The sequence below is a fragment of the bacterium genome, from assembly GCA_024224155.1.
Classification (GTDB): domain Bacteria; phylum Acidobacteriota; class Thermoanaerobaculia; order Multivoradales; family JAHEKO01; genus CALZIK01.
On the sequence record JAAENP010000267.1, the window covers coordinates 1 to 21,024 of the forward strand.

At 66.1% G+C, this 21,024-nt stretch carries 13 protein-coding genes and 1 pseudogene; 8 read left to right on the forward strand and 6 right to left on the reverse strand.

Annotated elements, in window-relative coordinates:
• Positions 1-1,011, reverse strand: a 1,011-nt coding sequence (gene murB / locus GY769_13970; GenBank protein ID MCP4203025.1) for a UDP-N-acetylmuramate dehydrogenase, incomplete at its 3' end; no start/stop codon positions are given.
• A 6-nt stretch (positions 1,012-1,017) separates the two neighbouring features.
• Between murB and recA the strand changes: the two genes are divergently transcribed.
• The 3 genes from recA to GY769_13985 all read left to right on the forward strand — a co-directional run bounded on the left by recA (position 1,018) and on the right by GY769_13985 (position 4,341).
• Positions 1,018-2,100 carry a recombinase RecA gene (recA, locus tag GY769_13975; protein MCP4203026.1) on the forward strand — a complete coding sequence of 361 codons (1,083 nt, stop codon included), beginning with the start codon at positions 1,018-1,020 and terminating at the stop codon, positions 2,098-2,100.
• Positions 2,087-4,009 carry a Na+/H+ antiporter NhaC family protein gene (locus tag GY769_13980; protein MCP4203027.1) on the forward strand — a complete coding sequence of 641 codons (1,923 nt, stop codon included), beginning with the start codon at positions 2,087-2,089 and terminating at the stop codon, positions 4,007-4,009. The genes recA and GY769_13980 overlap by 14 nt, the downstream gene beginning before the upstream one ends.
• Positions 4,010-4,092: 83 nt before the next feature.
• Positions 4,093-4,341, forward strand: coding sequence for a Smr/MutS family protein (locus GY769_13985; GenBank protein ID MCP4203028.1), 249 nt, complete (start codon positions 4,093-4,095; stop codon positions 4,339-4,341).
• A 604-nt stretch (positions 4,342-4,945) separates the two neighbouring features.
• On the opposite strand, the gene GY769_13990 is transcribed toward GY769_13985, so the two are convergent.
• Both GY769_13990 and GY769_13995 read right to left on the reverse strand, forming a co-directional pair.
• Positions 4,946-6,682, reverse strand: a complete 1,737-nt coding sequence (locus tag GY769_13990) for a TRAP transporter large permease subunit (protein ID MCP4203029.1) — start codon at positions 6,680-6,682, stop codon at positions 4,946-4,948.
• A 62-nt stretch (positions 6,683-6,744) separates the two neighbouring features.
• Entirely contained in the window at positions 6,745-7,821 is a 1,077-nt protein-coding gene (locus GY769_13995) for a hypothetical protein (protein ID MCP4203030.1), read from the reverse strand.
• Between the two features lie 121 nt (positions 7,822-7,942).
• Between GY769_13995 and GY769_14000 the strand changes: the two genes are divergently transcribed.
• Positions 7,943-9,076 carry a serine/threonine-protein phosphatase gene (locus GY769_14000; protein ID MCP4203031.1) on the forward strand — a complete coding sequence of 378 codons (1,134 nt, stop codon included), beginning with the start codon at positions 7,943-7,945 and terminating at the stop codon, positions 9,074-9,076.
• 25 nt (positions 9,077-9,101) lie between these two features.
• Here GY769_14000 and GY769_14005 read toward each other — a convergent pair whose 3' ends face one another.
• Positions 9,102-10,292, reverse strand: coding sequence for a CoA transferase (locus GY769_14005; protein ID MCP4203032.1), 1,191 nt, complete (start codon positions 10,290-10,292; stop codon positions 9,102-9,104).
• Positions 10,293-11,029: 737 nt separating this feature from the next.
• Positions 11,030-12,439, reverse strand: coding sequence for an acetyl-CoA C-acyltransferase FadI (fadI, locus tag GY769_14010; protein MCP4203033.1), 1,410 nt, complete (start codon positions 12,437-12,439; stop codon positions 11,030-11,032).
• Positions 12,440-12,530: 91 nt separating this feature from the next.
• Between fadI and GY769_14015 the strand changes: the two genes are divergently transcribed.
• The 4 genes from GY769_14015 (at position 12,531) to GY769_14030 (ending at position 17,468) form a co-directional block, all read left to right on the forward strand.
• Positions 12,531-14,252 carry a M48 family metalloprotease gene (locus tag GY769_14015; GenBank protein MCP4203034.1) on the forward strand — a complete coding sequence of 574 codons (1,722 nt, stop codon included), beginning with the start codon at positions 12,531-12,533 and terminating at the stop codon, positions 14,250-14,252.
• Positions 14,253-14,371: 119 nt separating this feature from the next.
• Positions 14,372-16,519 (forward strand): TonB-dependent receptor, encoded by a 2,148-nt coding sequence (locus tag GY769_14020; GenBank protein ID MCP4203035.1) that lies wholly within the window; start codon positions 14,372-14,374, stop codon positions 16,517-16,519.
• A gap of 22 nt (positions 16,520-16,541) precedes the next feature.
• Positions 16,542-17,168: a hypothetical protein gene (locus GY769_14025; GenBank protein ID MCP4203036.1), complete on the forward strand. Its 627-nt coding sequence runs from the start codon at positions 16,542-16,544 to the stop codon at positions 17,166-17,168.
• A 114-nt stretch (positions 17,169-17,282) separates the two neighbouring features.
• Positions 17,283-17,468, forward strand: a complete 186-nt coding sequence (locus tag GY769_14030; GenBank protein MCP4203037.1) for a hypothetical protein — start codon at positions 17,283-17,285, stop codon at positions 17,466-17,468.
• Between the two features lie 643 nt (positions 17,469-18,111).
• On the opposite strand, the pseudogene GY769_14035 reads toward GY769_14030, so the two are convergent.
• Positions 18,112-21,009 (reverse strand): annotated as a pseudogene (locus GY769_14035) (SIS domain-containing protein).
• Between the last annotated feature and the right edge of the window lie 15 nt (positions 21,010-21,024).

The following is a 21,024-nucleotide window of genomic DNA, read 5'->3' on the forward strand; positions in this document are numbered from 1 at the left end:
CGGCTCCAGCTCGACGCCGAAGCGCCGTTTCACGGAATGATAGGCGGCCAGCATCAACTCGAGCACGTCGCTTGAGCTCGCTCCACCGGTGTTGACGATGACGTTGCCGTGCTTGGGACTGATCTGAGCGCTTCCGGCCTCCAATCCCTTGAGGCCGCACTCGTCGATCAAGCGCCCGGCCGCGTCGCCGGGTGGATTCTTGAAGATCGAGCCGACATTGGGTTGCCCCATCGGCAGACTGGCCCAGCGTTTCTCGTTGAGCTCGTCGATCCGGTTCAGGGCGGCCGCGGCGTCGCTCTCGGTGAGCCGGAAGCGCGCCGAGACCACGATCCGACCGCTTCCCTGCAGATTCGTCGAGCGGTAGCCGGGCTCCAGGTCCTCCGCGCGGAGGTCGGCCGGGCTGCCATCACGGCCCAGCACGCGGCAGCTGGCGAGTACGTCTTTGATCTCGACGCCGTAGCAGCCGGCGTTCATCACCACCGCGCCCCCGACGGTCGAAGGAAACCCGCACAGCGGCTCGAGACCGCTCAAGCCCCGCTCCGCGGTTCGCCGCGCCAGTTTCGGCAAAGCCACGGCGGCGCCGGCCTCGACGATCGTGCCGTCGTAGCGAATCCCCTTGAAGTCGCCCTCGAGGCGAACCAGGAGGCCTTCGAGTCCTTCATCCGGAAACAGCACGTTCGAGCCCAGGCCCACGAGATGGAACCGCTGCCCGTCCGCCGCGAGCTTCGCCAGCAGGGTCCGCAGCGCCTCCTCGGTATGCACGGTCGCGAGCCATTCGGCCCTGCCGCCGATTCGAAACGTGCTCAGCCGGGACAGATCCGCGGACGGCGTCCACTCGATCCCCGCCACGTCTTCCAGGGTCGAGAACGGCCCGTGCTGGAGCGTTGTTGTGGAAATCGGGTGGTCCTCGGGGAATGCCAGATCGAAGCGCCGGAACGCGTCTTCTTTGGATGTAGTATATCCCCCAATGCATCTTGCAGCGGGGCTCGACGGCTCCAGCCGGGAGGACATCAGGCAATGAAAGACCCCAAAACCGAAGCCTTCAAATCGATCGACAGCGCTCTGACCCAGATCGAGCGCCAGTTCGGAAAGGGCGCCATCATGCGTCTGGGCCAGCGTGACTCCCTGTCGATCGCGACCATTCCTACCGGCTCGCTGGCCGTCGACGCCGCCATCGGCGCCGGTGGCTTCCCGCGCGGCCGGGTCGTCGAGGTGTTCGGACCCGAAGCGTCCGGAAAAACCACCCTGGCGCTCTCGGTCATCGCACAGGCCCAGAAACTGGGCGGCGTCGCGGCTTTTGTAGACGCCGAGCATGCGCTCGACCCCGAATACTCCAAGCGGCTCGGAGTCGACATCGACAACCTCCTGGTTTCTCAACCCGACTTCGGCGAACAGGCGCTCGAGATCGCCGAGATGCTGGTCAGAAGCAACGCCATCGACGTGGTCGTAATCGACTCGGTCGCCGCCCTCGTGCCGCGCGCGGAGATCGAAGGCGAGATGGGCGACTCTCACGTCGGCCTCCAGGCCCGGCTGATGTCGCAGGCGCTGCGCAAGCTCACCGCCATCGTGGCCAAGTCGAAGACCTGCCTGGTTTTCATCAACCAGATCCGGGAGAAGATCGGCGTCATGTTCGGCAGCCCGGAGACGACCTCGGGAGGCCGCGCGCTCAAGTTCTACTCCTCGGTTCGCGTGGACATCCGACGGATCGGCGCGCTCAAGGACGGCGATCAGGTGGTCGGCAATCGGGTCAAAGTGAAGATCGTCAAGAACAAGATCGCGGCGCCCTTCCGGCTCGCCGAGTTCGACATCGACTACGGGTACGGGATCTCCCGGTTCGGCGAGCTGCTCGACATGGGTGTCGAGCACAAGGTCGTCGGCAAGAGCGGCGCGTGGTTCAACTACGGCGACGTTCGTTTGGGGCAGGGCCGGGAGAACTCGAAGCAGTTCCTGCGCGACAATCCCGATCTCGCCGACGAGATCGAGAACCAGTTGCGCGAGCGGCTGGGCCTGCCGCCGCTGGCCGCCGCGGGCGCCGGCGAGCCGGCGGAGACGGAAGCAGCCGGAGAGACTGTGGATGCCGCGGCGATTGCCGAGGCCTGAGTTTCTCCGTCGTTTCGCTCTTATCGCAGGCCTAGGCTGCCTCGCGGCGGCTTCCGCCACGGCGGTCGAGCTCTCGGTAGGTCCCTCCGGTGCCGCCATCTCCGGCGCGCCCCTCACGCTGAGCCTCAGCGTCGAGGACGCCCGCTCGGACCTCACCTTCCCGGTCGAGGTCTACCTCGATGGCGAGGTCGTCGAACGCCGGGAGCTCCCGGTCGGCGACCACTCTCTCAAAGTCGGTGCCCCGCTCGAGGCCGGTGCTCATAGCGTCCGGGTCGAGAGCGGCGAGGCCAGCGCGGTCTTGGAGCTCGAGACCATCTCGGGCTGGCTGTCGGTGGTGCCGCCGCTGGTGGCGATCGCCCTGGCGTTGATCTTCAAGGATGTTCTGCTGTCACTGTTTCTGGGCATCTTCTTCGGTGCCCTGTTTCTCAACGGCTGGAATCCGATCATCGCTTTCGCGCGCGCGATCGACCAGTTCGTTGCGCCGTCACTCGCGGATTCCGGCAACGCCAGCATCCTGATCTTCACGACCCTCCTCGGCGGCATGGTCGGAGTGATCTCCAAGTGCGGCGGCACGCAAGGCCTGGTGGATGCCCTGACCAAATACGCCACCAACGCTCGGCGCGGGCAGCTCGCGACCTGGGTGATGGGCATCCTGGTCTTCTTCGACGACTACGCCAACACCCTGATCGTGGGCTCGACCATGCGTCCGATCACCGATCGACTCCGCATCAGCCGCGAGAAGCTCGCCTATGTGGTCGACTCCACAGCCGCGCCGGTGGCCAGCCTGGTGCCGATATCGACATGGATCGGTTTCGAGGTCGGGCTGATCGCGGCGGCCTTCACACAGCTCGACCTGCCCTACAACGCCTACGTCGCCTTCGTCGGTTCGATTCCGTATCGGTTCTATCCGATCCTGGCTCTGGTTCTTGGGTTCACCATCGCCTACACCTGCCGGGATTTCGGTCCCATGCTCAAGGCCGAGCGACGGGCGGCGAAGACCGGCGCCCTGGTGGCGGTCGGCGACACCCCGCTGGCGGACTACGACGGCGGACGCCTGTCGCCGCCCGAAGACGCTCCCAAGCGGCCGATCAACGCCCTGCTGCCGATCCTGACCGTCATTTCCATAACGATGGTCGGCCTCTTTGCGACCGGCAGCGCGGCGGTCCGGCGCGCCGACTACCCGACCGCATTCAAATGGCTCCAGGACGTGTTCTCGAACGCCGACAGCACGCGCGCGCTGCTGTGGGCGAGTCTCGCCGGGGTCACCGTAGCGCTCGCCCTGGCCTTGGGGCAGCGGATCTTGACCGTCAAACAGGGCACCTCGGCCATGGTCCAAGGCTTCAGCTCGATGCTCTTGGCCCTGGTCGTCCTGATCCTGGCCTGGTCGCTGGGCGCGGTCTGCGCCGAGCTCCACACCGCCGACTACCTGGTCGAGCTGACCCAGGGCGTAGTCTCGCCCCAGTGGCTGCCGGTGATGGTGTTCCTGCTGTCCGCGGCCACCGCTTTCGCCACCGGCACTTCCTGGGGCACCATGGGCATCCTCATGCCGCTGGTGATCCCGATCGCTCACGGCCTTTCGCTCGAGAGCGGTATGACCGTGACCGACGAGCGCTTCTACCTTCTGCTCCTGGGGACCATCTCCGGGGTGCTCGCCGGAAGCGTCTGGGGTGACCACTGCTCGCCCATCTCCGACACCACCATTCTCTCGAGCATGGCGTCGGGCTGCGATCACATCGCCCATGTCCGGACCCAGATGCCGTACGCGGTCACGGTCGGAGTCATCGCAATGCTTCTCGGCGACGTTCCGTCCGCCTACGGTTTGAGCCCCTGGATCTCGATCGTGGTCGGGGCGGCCGTGCTGGTCGGCATAGTGCTTTGGCGTGGCAAGCCCAGCAAGGCCGAGAGCTAGTCGTGCCCGATCCGGCCAATCCGGGGAATCCGGAAAATCCGGGCGGTCCGGATGATCCGCGCGAGGATCTCCCCGAGCTCGACCTGGCGATCGAGGACGTCCTCGACCTGCACAGCTTCCTGCCCCGCGACGTTGCCAACGTCGTGCGCGACTATCTGGACGCCGCCCACGAAGCCGGCCTGCGCGAGCTCCGGATCATCCACGGCCGCGGCCACGGCGTGCAGCGCAACACCGTGCGCACGCTGCTCGCGCGCGACCCGCGGGTCCTCGACTTCGGCGACGCGCCGCTCGAAGCCGGCGGCTGGGGCGCGACCTGGGTGACGTTGAAGTAGCTGCCGCACCTGGAGACAACTGGACACGACCTGCGGCCGGCCTGCGGCCTCGCACCGCTCAGCCGCGAGGCTTATTGCGATCCGGCGGCCTCGTAGCGGACTCGTCTCGGGCGATTCGTGCGTCTCCTCGCTACCTCTTTCTATCTAGAACCGCTGTGCCGAGCGCCCCGCTGCGGTGCGGCGAATCGCTCTTCCTCGACTCGCCCGCACTCACCTCGCCGGATCCTCGCAAGCGCCTCGATGGCTTCGCGCGTGCGAGGCCTAAGGGCCGGCGCGCCTAACTCGAACCCTGCCGACGCAATCTCGCGGCGAGCTCCATATCGACACTAGCGGGTCCTGCTCACAGCGCGCGCGGAGGCCAAGGCGAGACGGCGGGCAATCCGCCCAGGGGGCTCGCCGCAAGCGCTTGGTATAGAGCTTCGGAGGCCTCGATCGGAGTGCGCGCAGCGGCGCGCAGGCGAGGGCCTGACTTCGGCAGGCCGAGAAGCCCGAGCCGGCCCCTGGAGGATTCGCCCGCCGATCGCCGCCGACGCGCGGACTCAGTCGGGAGGGGACACGAAGGAATCGTGTCCCCGATGTCCCCGACGCGCGCTGCTGGCGCGCCTTACTCCCGGCCGATCCAGTCCAGCAGTCCCAGCGACAGCGACGGCATGTAGGTGATCAACAGCACTCCGATGCCGAGGATCACCAGCATCGGAATCGCCGCGCGCCAGATCTTGAGCAGTGGCCGCTCGAAACGGTACGAGGCCAGGAACAGATTCAAGCCCACCGGCGGCGTCAGATAGCCGAGCTCGAGATTCGCGACAAAGATGATGCCGAGATGAATCGGGTCGATGCCGAACGCGAGGCCCATCGGCACGATCAGCGGTACCACCACCACGATCGCCGAAAAGATGTCCATCAGGCAGCCGACGATGAGCAGGAAAATGTTGAGTGCCAGCAGAAACAGGAGCGGAGAGGCGATCGACTCCTTGGCCCAGGCGAGCATCTGGTCGGGCACCTGAGCGTCGACGAAATAGTTGGTCAAGCCCATCGCCACGCCCAGGATGATCAGCACGCCACCCAGGAGCACGATGCACTCGCTGGTGACGCGAAACAGATCCTTGCGCACGCTGAGGTCCCGGTGCACGAAGCACTGGACGGCGAAGGCGTAAAAAGCGGTCATCGCCGAAACCTCGACCAGGGTCGCGAGCCCCCCGAAAATTGCCCCCAGAACCAGAAACGGGATCGCGATCTCCCACTTGGCATTCCACAGTGCCGCTCCGATCTCGCGCCCCTCGAGCCTTTGACGGGGACCGCCTCGGCGCAGCCCTTCCCACACGCCCCAGCCCGCGACCAGCACCAGCATGAGAACACCCGGCACCAGACCACCGATGAAGAGGTCGCGAATCGGGACTTCGGCGACGATGCCGTAGAGGATGAGCGGCAGCGCCGGCGCGAACAGCAGGCCCAGCGAGCCCGACGCGGTCAGCAAGCCGAGCGAGAAGTTCTCGCGATAGCCGTCGCTCTGCATGGCCGCAAACAAAAGCCCGCCGAGCGCCAGAATCGTGACTCCCGAGCCGCCGGTGAACACCGTGAAAAAGGCACACAGGCACGCCACGACCACGGCGGTTCCGCCGGGCAGCCACCCGAAGAAGGCCCGGAAGACGCGCAGTAACCGCTTCGACGCGTCGCCCTGGGCGACCAGAAACCCGGCCAGCGTGAACAAGGGAATCGCCGGCAGTGTCGGCGACACCGCCAAGCGATAAGTCTCCGCGGGCACCGCCGCCGCCGGCACGCCCTCGACCAGGAAGAGAAGCACGGCCGCGCCGCCGAGAGCCGCGAAGATCGGTCCGCCGGCAAGCGTGCCGACCACAATCAAAACCAGCCAGGGCCAGGCCGCTCGGCCTTCGAGCAGCTGGGGAAACTGTCCCAGGACGAGTCCCGCGGTGACGCCGAGAATCGCCGGCAACCTGCCCTTCCAGGTGCTCGCCGAGGCCCAGACCAGGCGCGCCGCGATCAGCACGAAGGAGATCGGCAGCACCGACAGGGCGACCCAGACCGGCACCGACAACGGCAGCTCGGTGGCCGCCTCACGCTCGAGGATCATGAGGTCGAACGAAGCCCGAGCGAGTAGCACCGTCGCGCCGGCCGCGATGGCGTTGGCGACGCTCTTAGCCGGCCCGACGATTCGCGACCGCTTGAAGAGCTCTCCGGTTGCCAGAGCGAGGAGCTTGCCCTCTCGCGCCGCCAGCGCGGCGCCGAGGAAAGCCACCCACAGCGTCAGGTGCCGAACGAAGATCGACGAGCCGGGGATGCCGACGCCGATCAGCTTGCGAGCCGCCGCTTCGACCAGTGGCAACAGCACCATCGCGGCCAGGGCCGCGACCGCCAGGCTCGTCTCGGCTCGACGCAGGAAGTCCTTCAGCGCGGTTCCCCGCCGGCGACCGGCGTCGCCTCCGGCTCGGCATCCAGCCGAGCCTCGGTCTCACTCTCGACCTTGGATCGATACTCGTCACGCAGGGCCTTGGCGGCGTCGTAGAACTCCCGAGGCACGAGCTTGCCGCGCATCGACTCGGCGATCCGTCTCGCCGTGCGGTTCCATTCCGCGGACTCGTCGGCGGAGGTTACCGACAGCCCTCGCTTGCTCATCTCTTCGATGGCGATCTGATCCTGCTCGGGAATCGTCTCTCGCTGGCGTTCCTCGGTCGCGGAGGCGTCGGCGAGCAGAAGCTCCCGATCCGCCGCGGTGATCTTGTTCCAATCGCGCAGCTTGACGATCGTGGCTCCACTCAAAGGCGCTAAACCGGTCTCTTGCATGAACGACGCCTGCCGGAACCACTGCAGAGAGAGCGCCGCCAGCGGTGTGGTCGCGAGCACGTCGATCATCCCGGTCTGGAATCCGGTCATGATGTCGGTTTGCGCGAGCGGAACCGGCCTGAAACCGTTCTCCCTCCACATCGTGACCATCTCGTCGGCGCCGGCGGTGACGTAGATCTTCTGCTTGCGCAGATCCTCTATGTCGTTCACCGGCGCTCGTGAGAAAAACCGCACCCAGCCGCCGTGTCCCCAGTGCAAGAGGACGTACCCCTTGGCCTCGAGCTTCGCCTCGAGACGGGGCGAGAGTCCGTCCAGGACGTAGAGAAACTCGTCGAACGAGTCGTAAAACAGCGGCATGGTCAACACGGCGAACGCCGGGTCGATTTCTTCTAGACCGACTGCCGTCAATGCCGCGGCATGGAGCTGTCCGATCCTCATCTTGCGGAGAATGTCGGATTCGCTGCCGGCAACCCCGCCGGCGTAGATTCGCAGCGACACCCTGCCCTGGGTTTCGCGCTTCCACTTGTCGCCCAGCTCGCGCAGCCCTTTGTCCCAGATGGAACCCTCGGGCACCAGGGTCGCCAGCTTCAAGGAAGCCGCCCCAGCCGGCGAGCCCGAGAACGCGGACATGACGAGCGCCATCGACAGCAACGGGATCCAGATTCGGTTCGACTTACGCACTTTCTTGCCTCTCGACCCCTTTCGCCAACAAAATCCGCAATAATTTTATCCCGACTTGCGCCGGTCATGTTCAACTGACGGAACTTGGAGCCCCGCTTTCCGTAACTGAGATCGAACCCGGATGTCGAAACCGAGAAAATACCTGAGGGACGCTCGCGGGTTCGTGCGCCACTACACCGCGGGCTTGAACGTGCGCGACCTCAAGCGTCTGTTCGGCGAAGACGCCTCCAAGGCCTACCGCGTGCTCAGCCGCGACCAGGATGCGCCGCCCGAAGGAACCGACGAGGTCCTCGGGTTCTTCCGGCGAACCAAGATCCTCTTCATCGGCATTTCACGAAGGCTCTCCCCGGCTCGTCGGCTGATCTTCGCCGTGTCCGTGCTGGCAACCATCCTCGGGCTTCTCGGCGGCAAGGACCTCACGCTCGGAGGTTCAAACACCATGATCTCGGTGGGAACCGCGAGCCTGTATCTGATCGCCGCGATCGTCGGCTTTGCGTTTCTCTTCATCATGGAGCTGGTCGACCGCATCCGCGTGCGCGACGAGCTCGAGGTGGCTCGCCAGCTTCAGGCCGAGCTGCTGCCTCAGCGAGCGCCGGTCGTACCCGGCTACGCCTTTGCTCACTCCTACCGGACGGCCAACGAGGTCGGAGGCGACTACTACGACGTCTCGTCCCTGCCGGACGGACGCCTGGCCCTGGTGATCGGCGACGCCAGTGGCCACGGCATCGCGGCCGGCCTGCTGATGGCGATCGCCAACGCGACCCTGAAGACGGCGCTCGAAGTCGATCCGGCCCCGGACAAGGTGGCCCAGCTCCTGAACTCGACGCTCCATCGCACCGGCGACCGGCGCGCCTTCATGTCGTTGTTCTACGCCCTGCTCGAGCCGGCCACCGGGGTTGTCGATTTCGTCTGCGCCGGACACCCGTTCCCCTTGCTGCGCCGCCGCGACGGATCGATCGTCGAGCTCGGTAGCGGTGCATTGCCGTTGGGAATGCGCGCCGAGCTCGAGCTGCCGATCCAGCGAACCGACCTGCGGCCAGGAGAGACCTTGCTTCTCTTTACCGACGGCCTGCCCGAGGCGCTCGACGCCCAGGAGCACTCCTTCGGTTTCCCGCGCTTGGAGCAACTGGCGGCCAACGGCGGCAGCGCGGCGCGGGTCCACGACAGCGTCGTGCGCGCCTTCAAAGCCCACATCGGCAACCGGGACCTGGCGGACGACGTCACCCTTCTGGTCGTGAGCCGAGCGCCCGAGTGAGGCCAGTACTGCGCTAGGTACCGCACTAATGGCCAAGTCGACCGGCGGCCCAACGGCCGACGGCCTGGCGCAGAGTCAGCCGGCGCCCGATGCCGGCCGCCCGGAGCGCTCTCCGGCTCAGCTGGGTGGTTTGCGGGGCGAACTCCTCCAGCACCGCGCGCGTGTGCTCGCCCAAGGCCGGCAAGCTCGCGGAGGCCTCCGGTCGCTGCCGGTCGAGCAGCGCCGGGAACGGCAGCCGCCCCTCCTCTGTCGCGAGATCCCGGAACCCTGCCTGCTCGCCTCGTGAAGCCTCGCTCGGGGTGAGCACGATCTCCCCAGGAAGATCGTGCTCGTGACAGAGCCTCGACCACTCCTCGGCCGACCGCGTCCGGAACACCTCCGCCACCAACGCGTGACTCTCGGCGTCTCGCCGGTACTGGAGCCCAACGAGATCGCGACGGTCCAACGCCTGGCAGAGCCCCTTCCAGAAGCGCGGCTCGAGCGCCGCCAGCGCGAAACGACGCCCGTCCCCGGTGTCGTAGATGCGGTAGCAGGGATAGGCGCCGGTCAGGCCGGTCCGGCCGCCGACCTCGTCCCCACCCTCTCCGGTCGACGCGGCGACGTTGGTCAAGTTAGCGATCACCGCGGCATCGAAGAGAGAGGCATCGATGAACGTGCCGCGGCCCGACGTCTCTCGGGCCAGAAGAGCGGAGCTCACCGCCGACACCGCGGCGAAGGCTCCCAGAAGATCGGCAACCGGCACGTTCGGCATCTCACCGGTCGCCGCGAGCGCGCCGGCCGCGGCTTGATAGGTGAGGTCGTGTCCGGTCCGAGCGCTGACCGGCCCGGAGCTGCCCCAACCCGAGATCGAGCACACGACCAGGCGCGGAAAGCCTTCTTTGGCCGAGGTCTCCGAGAGCCCGAACTCGGCGAGCTTGCCCGGCCGGAAGCTCTCGAGCAGAACATCCGCGGTCTCGAGCAGCGCTCGAAGGACCTCCCGTGCCTCCTCCCGTTTCAAGTCGAGCGCTACGCTCTCGACCCCGCTCAGAAGCAATCGCGCCAGCCGGCTCGCGCCTCTCTCCATCGGCGGCGCGCTGCGCACCGGATCCCCGAACTCCGGCTCCTCCACCTTGATCACCCGGGCGCCCAGATTGGCGAGCATCTTGGCGGTCAGCGGCCCGGGGAGATACCGGCTGAGATCGACGACCAGGATGCCGTCGAGGGGCTTCGAGCTCACCCGGCGATTATGGCAGCGGTTGCGATGCCGATGTTCTCGCCCGCGCTTCGGCAGCGATCGGCAAGCGATTCGCCAGGGGCCGGCTCGGGCTAGGAGGTCTTCGGCGGTCGTCGCTCTCCGATTCTTGCCTCCGGCGCGAGAAGCCGGCTGCGGCCTTGCCGCCGCTCAGCCTTTTGAGACGGTGCGAGGATCCGCCGTACCGATTCCCTCTCCGAACCAACAGCCTGGGATTCTTCGGCTCCGCCTCAGAATGACAAGGTGCGAAGCGAGTTCCAGGAATCAGAATCCAAGCGTGGAGATGAGGTGGCTCGGCAGGCGATCCGTCAGGGGGCTCGTCACAAGCGCTACAGAAGACGGTCGAGACGGAGCACGACCGCTACAGGGTCCGTCGTTCGTTGTGGACCGAGCTCGACCGCTACAGTCTCGCGGCAAAACCAGTCGGGAGGGGACACGAACGAATCGTGTCCCCGAGTCCCGAGACAATCCCGCAACGAGTCCGCCGGATCGCACAAGCCGAAAGGCTCAAGCGCAGGCTAGGCCGGAGCCGGCTCGACCCGAGCCGGCCCCAGCTGAATCGCTTGCCGACCGCCGTCGACGCGCGTTACAGAGAGGTTCTTAGCGGGCTCAGCTGTATGCGAATAGTAGGCGCGCGCACCCGAGGGCGCCGACGGCGTACATCAGGTACGTCGAGGCGCACGAGGGCAGCGCAACGACCTATTCGCGTACAGCTGAGCCCGCTAAGAGCGCTCGACGACCATGGCGAAGCCCACCCCGCCCGCGGCGCACACTGTCATCAGCCCCAGATTCAGATCGCGCAGCTTCAGCTCGTTCAGCAACTGCATCGTCACCCGCGCGCCAGTGGCGCCGAAGGGATGGCCGATCGAGATCGAGCCGCCGTTGACGTTGAAGGTGTCGAAGTCGATCTCGCCCATGGGCTCGGTCGAGCCGAGCTCGTCGCGGGCGAACTTCTTCGAAGCGTAGGCCTTCATGTTGGAGAGAATCTGGGCGGCGAAGGCCTCGTGCATCTCGACCAGATCCATGTCCGAAAGCTCGAGACCGGCGCGCTCGAGCGCGAGCGGCGCGGCGTAGGCCGGCCCCTGCAGCAGCTGGCTGCCCGGGTCGAGGGAAGCGTAGGCCCAGGACCGGATGTAGCCAAGCGGCTCGTAGCCCTCGGCCTTGGCCGTGTCCTCCTGCATCAGAATCACGGCCGCCGCGCCGTCCGTGAGCGGGCTCGAGTTGCCCGCCGTCAGCGTGCCGTAGCGCTTGTCGAACACCGGCCGCAGCTGGGCCAGCGCCTCGAGCGAGGAGTCGGAGCGAACGCCGTTGTCGGTGACCACGGCCCGATCGCGCGCCGGCTTCGGAAAGACCGGCACGATCTGGCCGGCGAAGCGGCCTTCCGCCGCCGCGGCCGCCGCGCGATCGTGCGACATCAGGGCGATCTCGTCCTGGGCGCGGCGGGAGATGTCATTCTCCTTGGCCATCTTCTCGCACGCCTGCCCCATCGACATGCCGGTGGTGTATTCGGCAATCGCGGGCGGCACCGGCACCAGGTCCTTCGGCCGAACCGACGCCACGACGCCGAGCTTCTGGCCGGCCGACTTCGCCTTCGAGAGAGCGATGAGCTTGCGGGCGCCCGACTTCGAGTACTGGATCGGCACGTTGGTCAGCGACTCGGCCCCCCCGGCGAGCGCCACCCTGCACTGCCCCGTCATGAGTGCCTCCGCGGCCGACGTGATGGCGCGGTTCGACGACGCGCAGGCCAGATTGACCGTCGTGCCGGGGATCTCCATCGGCAGAGAGGCCCGGAAAACCACTTCTCGCCCCAGGTTGGGCGCGTGCAGCGCCGGAACCACCACTCCCCAGATCGACAGGCCGATGTCATCCGGATCGACGGCACTGCGGGTGACGAGCTCCGCGGCCACGACCCCCGAGAGATCGACCACGTCCATGTCGCGCAGAGCCGTGCCCGACTTGCAGAACGGCGTCCGGCAGCCGTCGACGATCGCCACCCGGCCGCCTTCGCCACGCACGCTCTGCGTGGCGACCCGTCCAATGGCCGGTGCCGCGTCGCTACCCCGAGTCCAGACCGTGTCGGCCCGCTCGTGGACCTCTTCCTTTGCCGTTGCCTCGTTGACTTGCGGAAACATGGACGGTTCGCCCGACGGTGCGGCTTCGATCGGTTCTGGCATGGTCGGGATGATATCGACACCGGCACGATTCCTGCTACCTTTGGGATCCATGCTCGGATCGTCCGGATCGTCCCGACCCGCCACAATTCTCCCCGCCCCCCGCCTGGCCCTCCCGGGCGGCTCCGCCGCGCAAGAGGTGGTCAAGAAGGACACGTTCTTCAAGAGCGCCGAAGCCGCCCGTCAGGCGGTCGCCTACTACGGCAGCTACGACAACGAGGACGAGCTTGAGCGGATCCAGAACATCGGCTATCGGGTGGCCCAGGAGAGCTCGTTTCGCGACTATCCGTTCAGCTTCTTTCTGGTCGACATGCCGATTCCGAACGCCTTCGCCCTCCCCGGGGGACAGATCTTCATCACCCGCGGGATGCTCGACCTCGGTCTCGACGATGACATGCTCGCCGGCCTGCTCGGGCACGAGATCGGCCACGTGGTCTTGCAGCACGGCACCAAGATGCAAAAGCGGGCCACGTTGCTCAACGTCTTGAGCCAGGCGCTTCTGGTGGGGGTCATGGTCACGACCAGCGACAGTGATCGAGATCCCGGACCGGTCCCGGCACCCTACGGGACCCCCTCCGACGGCGGCGACCGGGTCATGGGAGCGGCCGCGGCGGGCATCGTGGTGAGCGAGCTCCTGCTGCGCAGCTACAGCCGGGAGTTCGAAGACCAGGCCGACGATACGGGTGTGCGCCTGGCCGCCGGCGCCGGCTTCGAGCCCGAGGGCTTCGAGGAGCTGATGTCGCTCATGAACATCCGGCTGCCACAGTCGAAGGAATACGGCTACTGGAACACCCACCCATTCTTCGACAGCCGCCTGCGAGCCGCTTCGGTGCGCAAAGATCTCCTGCGCAAGCAGGAGCCCAAGCCGGCCGACGACTACCGCCGGGAGACTCAGGCTTCGCTCCTGGCTCTCGCCAAGGGCGAGAAGTTGATCGATGAAATGGTCGAGTTCCTCGAGGACTCGGCGGTCGCGACCTGGCCGCAGAGCGCCGAGGCCCACGGCATCCGCCTCGACCGCTTGCAGGCCGTACTGAATCGTGAGCTCGAGAACAACCGGCTGGCCCGCGACTACGGCAAGCTCATCTCCATGTACAGGTCCGCGCTCGAGCGCGTCGAAGCGTTCGATCCGGAGGGCCCGCACGCGGTCAAGCTGCGCGAAACGCTCGCCGGTTTCGACGAGACCGTGACCGAGATCTACCCGACCGCGCTCGAAGTGTTCCGGGGCGGCATCTACGAAACCGACTTCCTGGCGACCTACGTCAGCAACTACCCCGATGCCGAAGAGCTGGCGGAGGTATCGCTGGCCCTGGGCGAGGCCTACAGCCGCCTGCGGCGGCCCGAGGACGCGGTCCCGATGTTGCTCAAATCATGGCAGGCGGCCCCCGAGAGCGAGGCCGGCCAGCGCGCCGAGCGCGGCCTTCTCGTCCTGACGCCGACGCTCGAGGAGCTGGGCGCGCTCCAGGAGCTCGCTACGCACGCCGGAGACCCCGAGCTCAAGGAGCTGGCGTTCGAACGCTTGGCGAAGAACAGTCGCAGCTTCAAAGCACTCTCGAACGGCGCCGAGTTTCTCAAGGAGTATCCCGAGAGCGAGTTCAGCGAAGCGGTCAACGAGCGTCTCGACCTGCTGGCCGAGGATCTCTACGGCGAGGCGATCCTCTATCAGCGCATCGGCGACCACGTAAAGGCGCTGGAGCGAATCCAGAACATTCTCACCAACGCTCCCCTGTCTCCCGCGGCCTCGCGTTTGCGCGCCAGCGCCGTTCTCGAAAGCTGAATTGCCCGCCGGGCGCGCGCGCTGGTACCATTGAGCCAGCTAAACCCCAGGGGGGAGCACCGACCGCGGCCGGTGCCGCTCGGCGTCGGCTGCTCGAACTTTCAGTCTGGAGGCCCAAGATGAGGGAATTGCACCGTCGCATTGCTTTCGGTTTGCTCTGCGTGTGTGTCTGCTTTTCGCCCGCGCTCGCGCAGGACGAGGCAGACGAGTCCGAATCGCGCGAAGGCATGAAGGAAATCGAAGACGTGATCATCGTCACGGCATCCCGAACCGAGCAACGGCTGCACGACGTGCCGGCGGCGATCTCCGTCCTGACCGCCGAACAGCTCGAGCAGATCCCCGCCGACGACTACGGCGACTATCTACGCAACGTGCCGGGGCTCAACGTGGCACAGATGAGCGCTCGCGACATCCAGATCACCGGACGAGCGGCGACCAACAGTCTCGCCACCAGCCAGCTGGTCCTGCTCGACAACCGCACGCTCTACCTGGATTTCTTCGGCTTCGTCATGTGGGACTACGTCCCGCTCGACGTCAAGGAGATCAAGCAGATCGAGGTCGTGCGAGGGCCGGGAAGCGCGGTCTGGGGCGCCAACGCCATGGCGGGCGTGATCAACCTGATCACCAAGAAACCCTCGGAGATGCAGGGGACGAGCGTGACGCTCGGCGCCGGCGACTTCGGTACCGCCTACGGCGGGATCACTCACGCCGGGGTCGGCAGTTCCGGCAAGACCGGCTACAAGCTCTCGGCGAGCTTCTTCGAGCAGGACCCCTACGACCGGCCGACTGGCTCCGTCCCGGGCTCCGAAGGGCCGACCAACCTGGGCGGCACCCCGTACCCCGATTACGAAAACAAGGGCACCGAACAGCCCAAGGCCAACGTGCGCTTCGATTATGACCCGACGCCCGAGACCAGCTGGTCCGTGAGCGCCGGTTACGCGGCCACCGACGGCATCATGCACTCCGGCATCGGACCGTTCGACATCGCCAGCGGCGCGGCCATGAACTTCGTCAAGGTCGACTGGAGTCGCCGCGCCCAGCGCGCCACTTTCTTCGCCAACCTTCTCGATGGCGACGCCGACAACCTGCTCGCCCGAGGCCTCGATGGCATGCCCATCGGTTTCGCCTTCAAGAGCGACACCTACAACCTCGACTACAGCGACACTCGGGTCTCCGGAGACAACAACATCTTCTCGTTCGGCGCGACTGCCCGCAAGAACGATTTCGATCTCTCGATCGCGCCGATGGGAGACAGCCGCGAGGAGTACGGCGTCTTTGTTCAGGACGAGATCCTGTTCAGCGACAAGTTCCGCTGGCTCATCGGAGCCCGGTGGGATGACATCGACCCGATCGGCTCGGTGGTCTCGCCGCGTACCAGCTTGTTGTACTCACCGAATCCGAACAACACCTTCCGGGTGTCCTACAACCGCGCCTTCCGCGCGCCGTCGATGATCCAGAACTTCTTGGATATCACCATCTTCAATACCGCCCAGATCCCGCCGATTCCTCAACTGGGTCTGCTGGCGCCCACGGACGTGTTCTTTCCCGCCCAGGCGGTCGGCAACCCTCTGGCGACCGAGGAACAGCTGGACGCGCTCGAGGTGGGCTACGTCGGCACGTTCGGCCGCAACACTTTCACCCTGTCCGTCTACGAGAACGAGACCACGGATTCCATCGATTTCTTCACCGCTGCCAACCACACCAACTCGGCCTTCTTCCTTACCAACCCGCCGATTCCCGGGCCCGTGCTCGATTTCCTGCTGGCGACGGTGCTCGCGGACACATTCCCGGCGTTGTTCTCCTACCGCAACATCGGCGAGTTGGTCGATCGAGGCCTCGAGCTGAGCTTCAACGCCAGCCCCCGGGACGCCTGGTCCTGGTTCTTGAACTACTCCTACCAGGACGCGCCCGAGGTCTCGGGAATCGCGCAAGAAACGCTGCCCAACGGCACCGTGCGCGACGCGGTCAACACGCCGCCCGAGCACCGGGCCAACGCCGGCCTCGCCTACGACAACGGCAGCTTCTTCTTCAACAGCAACGTCAACTTCGTGGATGAGGCGTTCTGGACCGACGTTCTGGATTCGCGCTTCTGGGGCCCGACCGACTCCTACACCCAGGTCAATCTGGGCATCGGCTGCCGCTTCGCCAACGACCAGACCACGCTGACCGTCAACGCGCAGAACGTCTTCGATGAGGACGTCCAGCAGCACGTCTTCGGCGACCTGATCGCCCGCAAGGTCAGCGGCCAGCTGCTGTTCCGATTCTGATCTGATCGATCGATCTCCATCTTTGCTGAGTCGAAACGCGATTCCGCTCTGGCTGAAGATCGTCTATACCCTGTGGTTGGCGCTCTGGGTCACGGTCTACTGGCAAGCCTACGGGGCCCAGAACTTCCTCTGGCTCTGTGATGCCGCCAACCTGATCCTGGGGCTCGCGATCTGGCTCGAGAGCCCGCTTCTGTTCTCCTCACAGGCGGTGGGTGTTCTGATCATCCAGGCCCTCTGGATCGTCGATGTCTGCGGCCGGCTCCTCTCCGGGGTTCACCTCATCGGCGGCACCGAGTACATGTTCGATCCCGAGAAATCGATCGGCCTGCGCTCGCTGTCGCTGTTCCACATCGTGGTACCCATACTCCTGCTCTGGGCGATCCGGCGCCTGGGCTACGACCGCCGGGGCTGGAAGCTCCAGACCGTGATCCTGTGGCTGCTCCTGCCGTTCACCTACCTGGTGACCGACCCCGAGCTCAACATCAACTGGCTGTGGAAGCCGTTCGGCGTGAACCAGACCTTGCTCCCGGAGCTGGTCTATCTGGGGGTCGTGATGCTCGCCGTACCGCTCGTCCTGTACCTTCCGACCCACGCCGCGCTTCTCGCCTGGACGAGCCGGCAGAGACCGAAAGTCGCTTCGCCAGCCTGAGGTCCCGCACGCCGTCGCGGAACACCCACCACCGGCGACCGGTTGTCTTCCTGCCGGCTGCGGGATTTGCGCTACGTTTCTACCAATTGTAGGCTCTCGGCAGGAGTCGGAAGTATGCGCAAAATCGTCCTGTACTTGATCTCAATCTCCGTGCTGGCCCTCACTTACGCCGCTCTGGACGACATCACCACGGGTCGCGAGCCTTCCTTAGTTCTCGAGTGGTTAATGGTGGGAGCGGCAGCGATCTGGTTCTCGGCTCTTGCCGCGGGCGCTCTTCGTCGCGGGCTCTCGGACCGCTAGCCGGCACTCCCAGCCCGATGAACCGTCAGGCGCTTCGGCCGACTTCGGTCTGGTGCTTGGCCAGACCTTCGGCGTAGATCCGCAAAAGGTTGGCGGGGGAACGAAACACCAGGTCCCGGGCCGACACCACCTCGAGGATTCCCTCCAGCGAGGCCGCGATCGACTTCTCCTCCTTCAGCTCCAGGAGGTCGGCGTGTTTGCTTCCGAGCCGGCGCAGGAGGCGGACCTTCGACGACAGCGACGCCCCCGGCGCGAAGTCGAGATGCATGAGCAGAATGTGCGAACAGACCAACGCACCGTTCCTGAGCACAGGCAGGAGGAGAATGCTTTCGGCTTCCGCGGGGCCTTCGCTCCAGCTCGCCGAGCCGACTCGCAGAACCCGTCGCTTCGAGCCGCGCACGCGGTAGGGCTCGGCGAACCGAGAATCGGCAACCCGGCTGGTGCCGGATGCTCGAACCGCCCGAAGCAGCGGCAGGGCCTTGGGATCGCCAGCCGGAACCTGCACCTCGTAGAGGAGGCAGCCCGGCACTTCAAAGACCACGTCGGCCAGCGACTCGAGCAAACGCAGGTCTTCCTCTCTCAGGTCACCGGCCGCCACCCCCAGGGCCTCAAAGACCGGCTCCATGAACGCCGGAACTACCGGCTCCGGACGGGAGATGCCCACCGTGACCGTCTTCGCCTGGTGGCGAATGGTGTCGATCGGCCGGCTCATCTCTTCGATCACCCGCCGAACGATGTCGATTGCCGACACCAGCAACTCGCCGGAGAGGGTTGAATCGCCGGGAAGCGCCTCCAGCCGCCTGACGCACTGAGACAGGTCGGCCACCGTCCGGGCCGGCAGAGCCGAGTCGCCCTCGCCCCGCCGGATTCCCTCGAGCGCCACCTGGAAGGCGCCGAGTAGCGCACTGACGCTCCGAGCCGACTCGTCCGGGTCCGATAGGAGCCCCCTCAAAGCACGGAACGGGTCGGCTCGAGCGTCGATCGCCTTCGCCGCCTCGATGCCCCAGAGATGACCGGCGACGGTAGCCAGCACGAAGTCGAGACCGCCGCCCACCGTCGGCACTTTGATCAAAGCCCGCGCCACCTCGTCGAATCGATCTTCGCTACGCGAGCACAGCACCAGGGGCCTGCCGTTGTGGGCCCGAAAGATGGAAACCTCCTTGACCGTGTCCTGAACCACCTCTTCGCGCAGGTCGTTGGCCACCACGATGGTCAGCGGCTCGGTCGACAGATCGATATGTTTCTTGTCCTCGGTGAAATCGCACGGGATGGCCTTGTAGCAGAGCTCGCTCAGCTTGATCCGAATCTCCTCGGCGGCAATCCGGTTCGGGCCGTTTCCGACCAGCGCCCAGTAGCGACTGCTCGGACCGAGCTCGGCCGCGCATGATGCAATCGCCTCGCGCTCGGCGAGGACGCTCTCGATCTTGGCCGGGAGTTTTTCGAGAATCCTGAGCTCTTCGAGAATCTGCTCGTCGCTCAGGGTGCTCCACGCCTTGGCCAGCAGGAGAGCGATCAATTTGCCCGCCGCCACCTGCGAATAGAAAGCCTTGGTCGAGGCCACGGACATCTCGACGTCGCGGCCGTCGCTGGTGTAGAGATGGGAATGCGACTTGGCTACGAGCGGCGAGTCGCGACGATTGACGATCGCGTGCACCCAGGCGCCTCGCTTGCCCACCAGATCGACGACCCGGTTGGTATCGGTGGTCGTGCCGCTCTGCGAAACCGCGATCACCATCACGCCCTCGAGGTTGCGCTCGGCCATGAAGCCGATGAGTTCCGACGCCTTCGCCGACTCGACGACGATGTCCCTCGATTCCAGCGTCCCGGAGATCAAGTGGGCCACGCCCATGGCGGCGATCGCCGCCGTGCCCTGACCGACCACGATGATGCGGTGAATGGCCGGCAGGTCTCCCCGCCGGAGCCTCTCGACCAAAGCCGAGCCGTTACCGAACGCGCCGATGTTGAACACCGGACCGCCTTCGACCAGCTTGTACTTGCCGCGCAACGTCCTGCGCACGCCGTCCGGGGCCTCGTGCATCTCCTTGTCGATGTAGTAGTCGAAGCCCTTGCGGTCAATATCGCGCGAGAAAATAGCCAGAGGCTCCAGCCGGAGCTCGATCGGCTCACGGCTCCCAAGACTCGACGCTTGCGGAGGGCCCTCGTCGCGATCTCCGGCCTCGAGACTGACGCCGATACCGTCCTCGTCGGGGCTTACCACCGGGTACGCGGCGCGGCAGATCGCCGCCATCCCGTAGAGCTCTGAGGCGACGAACCAGCCGTTCTCCACCCGCCCGGCGTAGAGGCTCTGGCCGCTCCCCTTCTGGGCCAGAAACAGTCGATCCGGCCAGCTCGGGTGCTGAGCCATCACCGCCAGCGAGCCATCGCTGCGCCGCAGGACCTCGGCGAACCGCTCCGCGGGCTCGGCATCCGAATCGGTTTCGAGCAGGAAGACGAGCGGCAGGATCTTGGCATCGGTGCTGATCGCCGGGTCGAGCTCGAGACCGCGCGCGTGCACCGCCGATTCGAGCAGCTCGCGGTAGTTGTCGACGTCGCCGTTGAGAACGAACAACGCATCTCGATCGGCTGAATCGAGGAGATCGCCTGCGAACTCGCCCGAGAGCCGCCGTCCGTCGACCGGATGGGCGTTGGCGATGTTGATGATTCCGTTCGAAGCCCACCGCGTATGGACGAGCACGTTCAGCGTGTCGAGATCGGACATCGACCGCCACAAGAGCGCGTCCTCCCGGATCTGCTGCTCCAGGGAAGAGCGATTGTCGCCCAGACTGCCGACCAGGTTGGCCACCTTGTACCCGAACCGGCAGACCCACCGTGCGTCGTCGAGGCGGCCGAGCCGATTGAGCTGGCTCAGCTGGCTCAACTGGCTCAGCTGGCTCAGCTGGCTCAGATACACCTGGCCGCTCTCGGCCGCGGTGAGGCTCCGGCGCAGCTCGACGTCTTCATCCCGTTTCGCAGCCGGAACGTCACCGTCGGCGCCAGCGGCGCCAGCGGCAAGCACACCCAGGATCGAGATCCCGGCGGAGTCCCGGCCGCGGACCTCGAGTTTGTCGAGGCTGTCCAGCATGCGCTCGACCGACCAGGCCAGGAATCTCTGACCCGGCTTGGGGCCCTGTTCCAGCAGCCAGCTCGGCATCAGCCGGCGCACGGCGCCGAGCTGCCCCAGGATCTCCCGCTCGATCTGCCAGCCATAGTCGTCGAGCTTCTCCTTCAGCTGGTGCAACTCCTCGCCGCCGTGCCCGGCCTCGGCCTCTGTTCGCGCCCGATCGCGCAACTCGCGCAGCTGCCGGGCGAGACCCTCGACCAGGGCCAGGGCCTCGGCGTCCTGCCCGAGCCGGTCGTGCACCTGAAACGCCATCAGGCGGTCGAAGCTCGTCTCGAGGACCTCGAGCGCGCTCTCGACCCGCGACCACTCGGGCGCTAGCGGGTCGAGAGCGAGGACATCCCGAGCGACGCTCTCGAGCCATTCGAACTCCCCTGGGCTCTGCCAGGAGGCATCACTGACGAAGCCGGCTATTCCACACATAGGTGCCTAGATCGG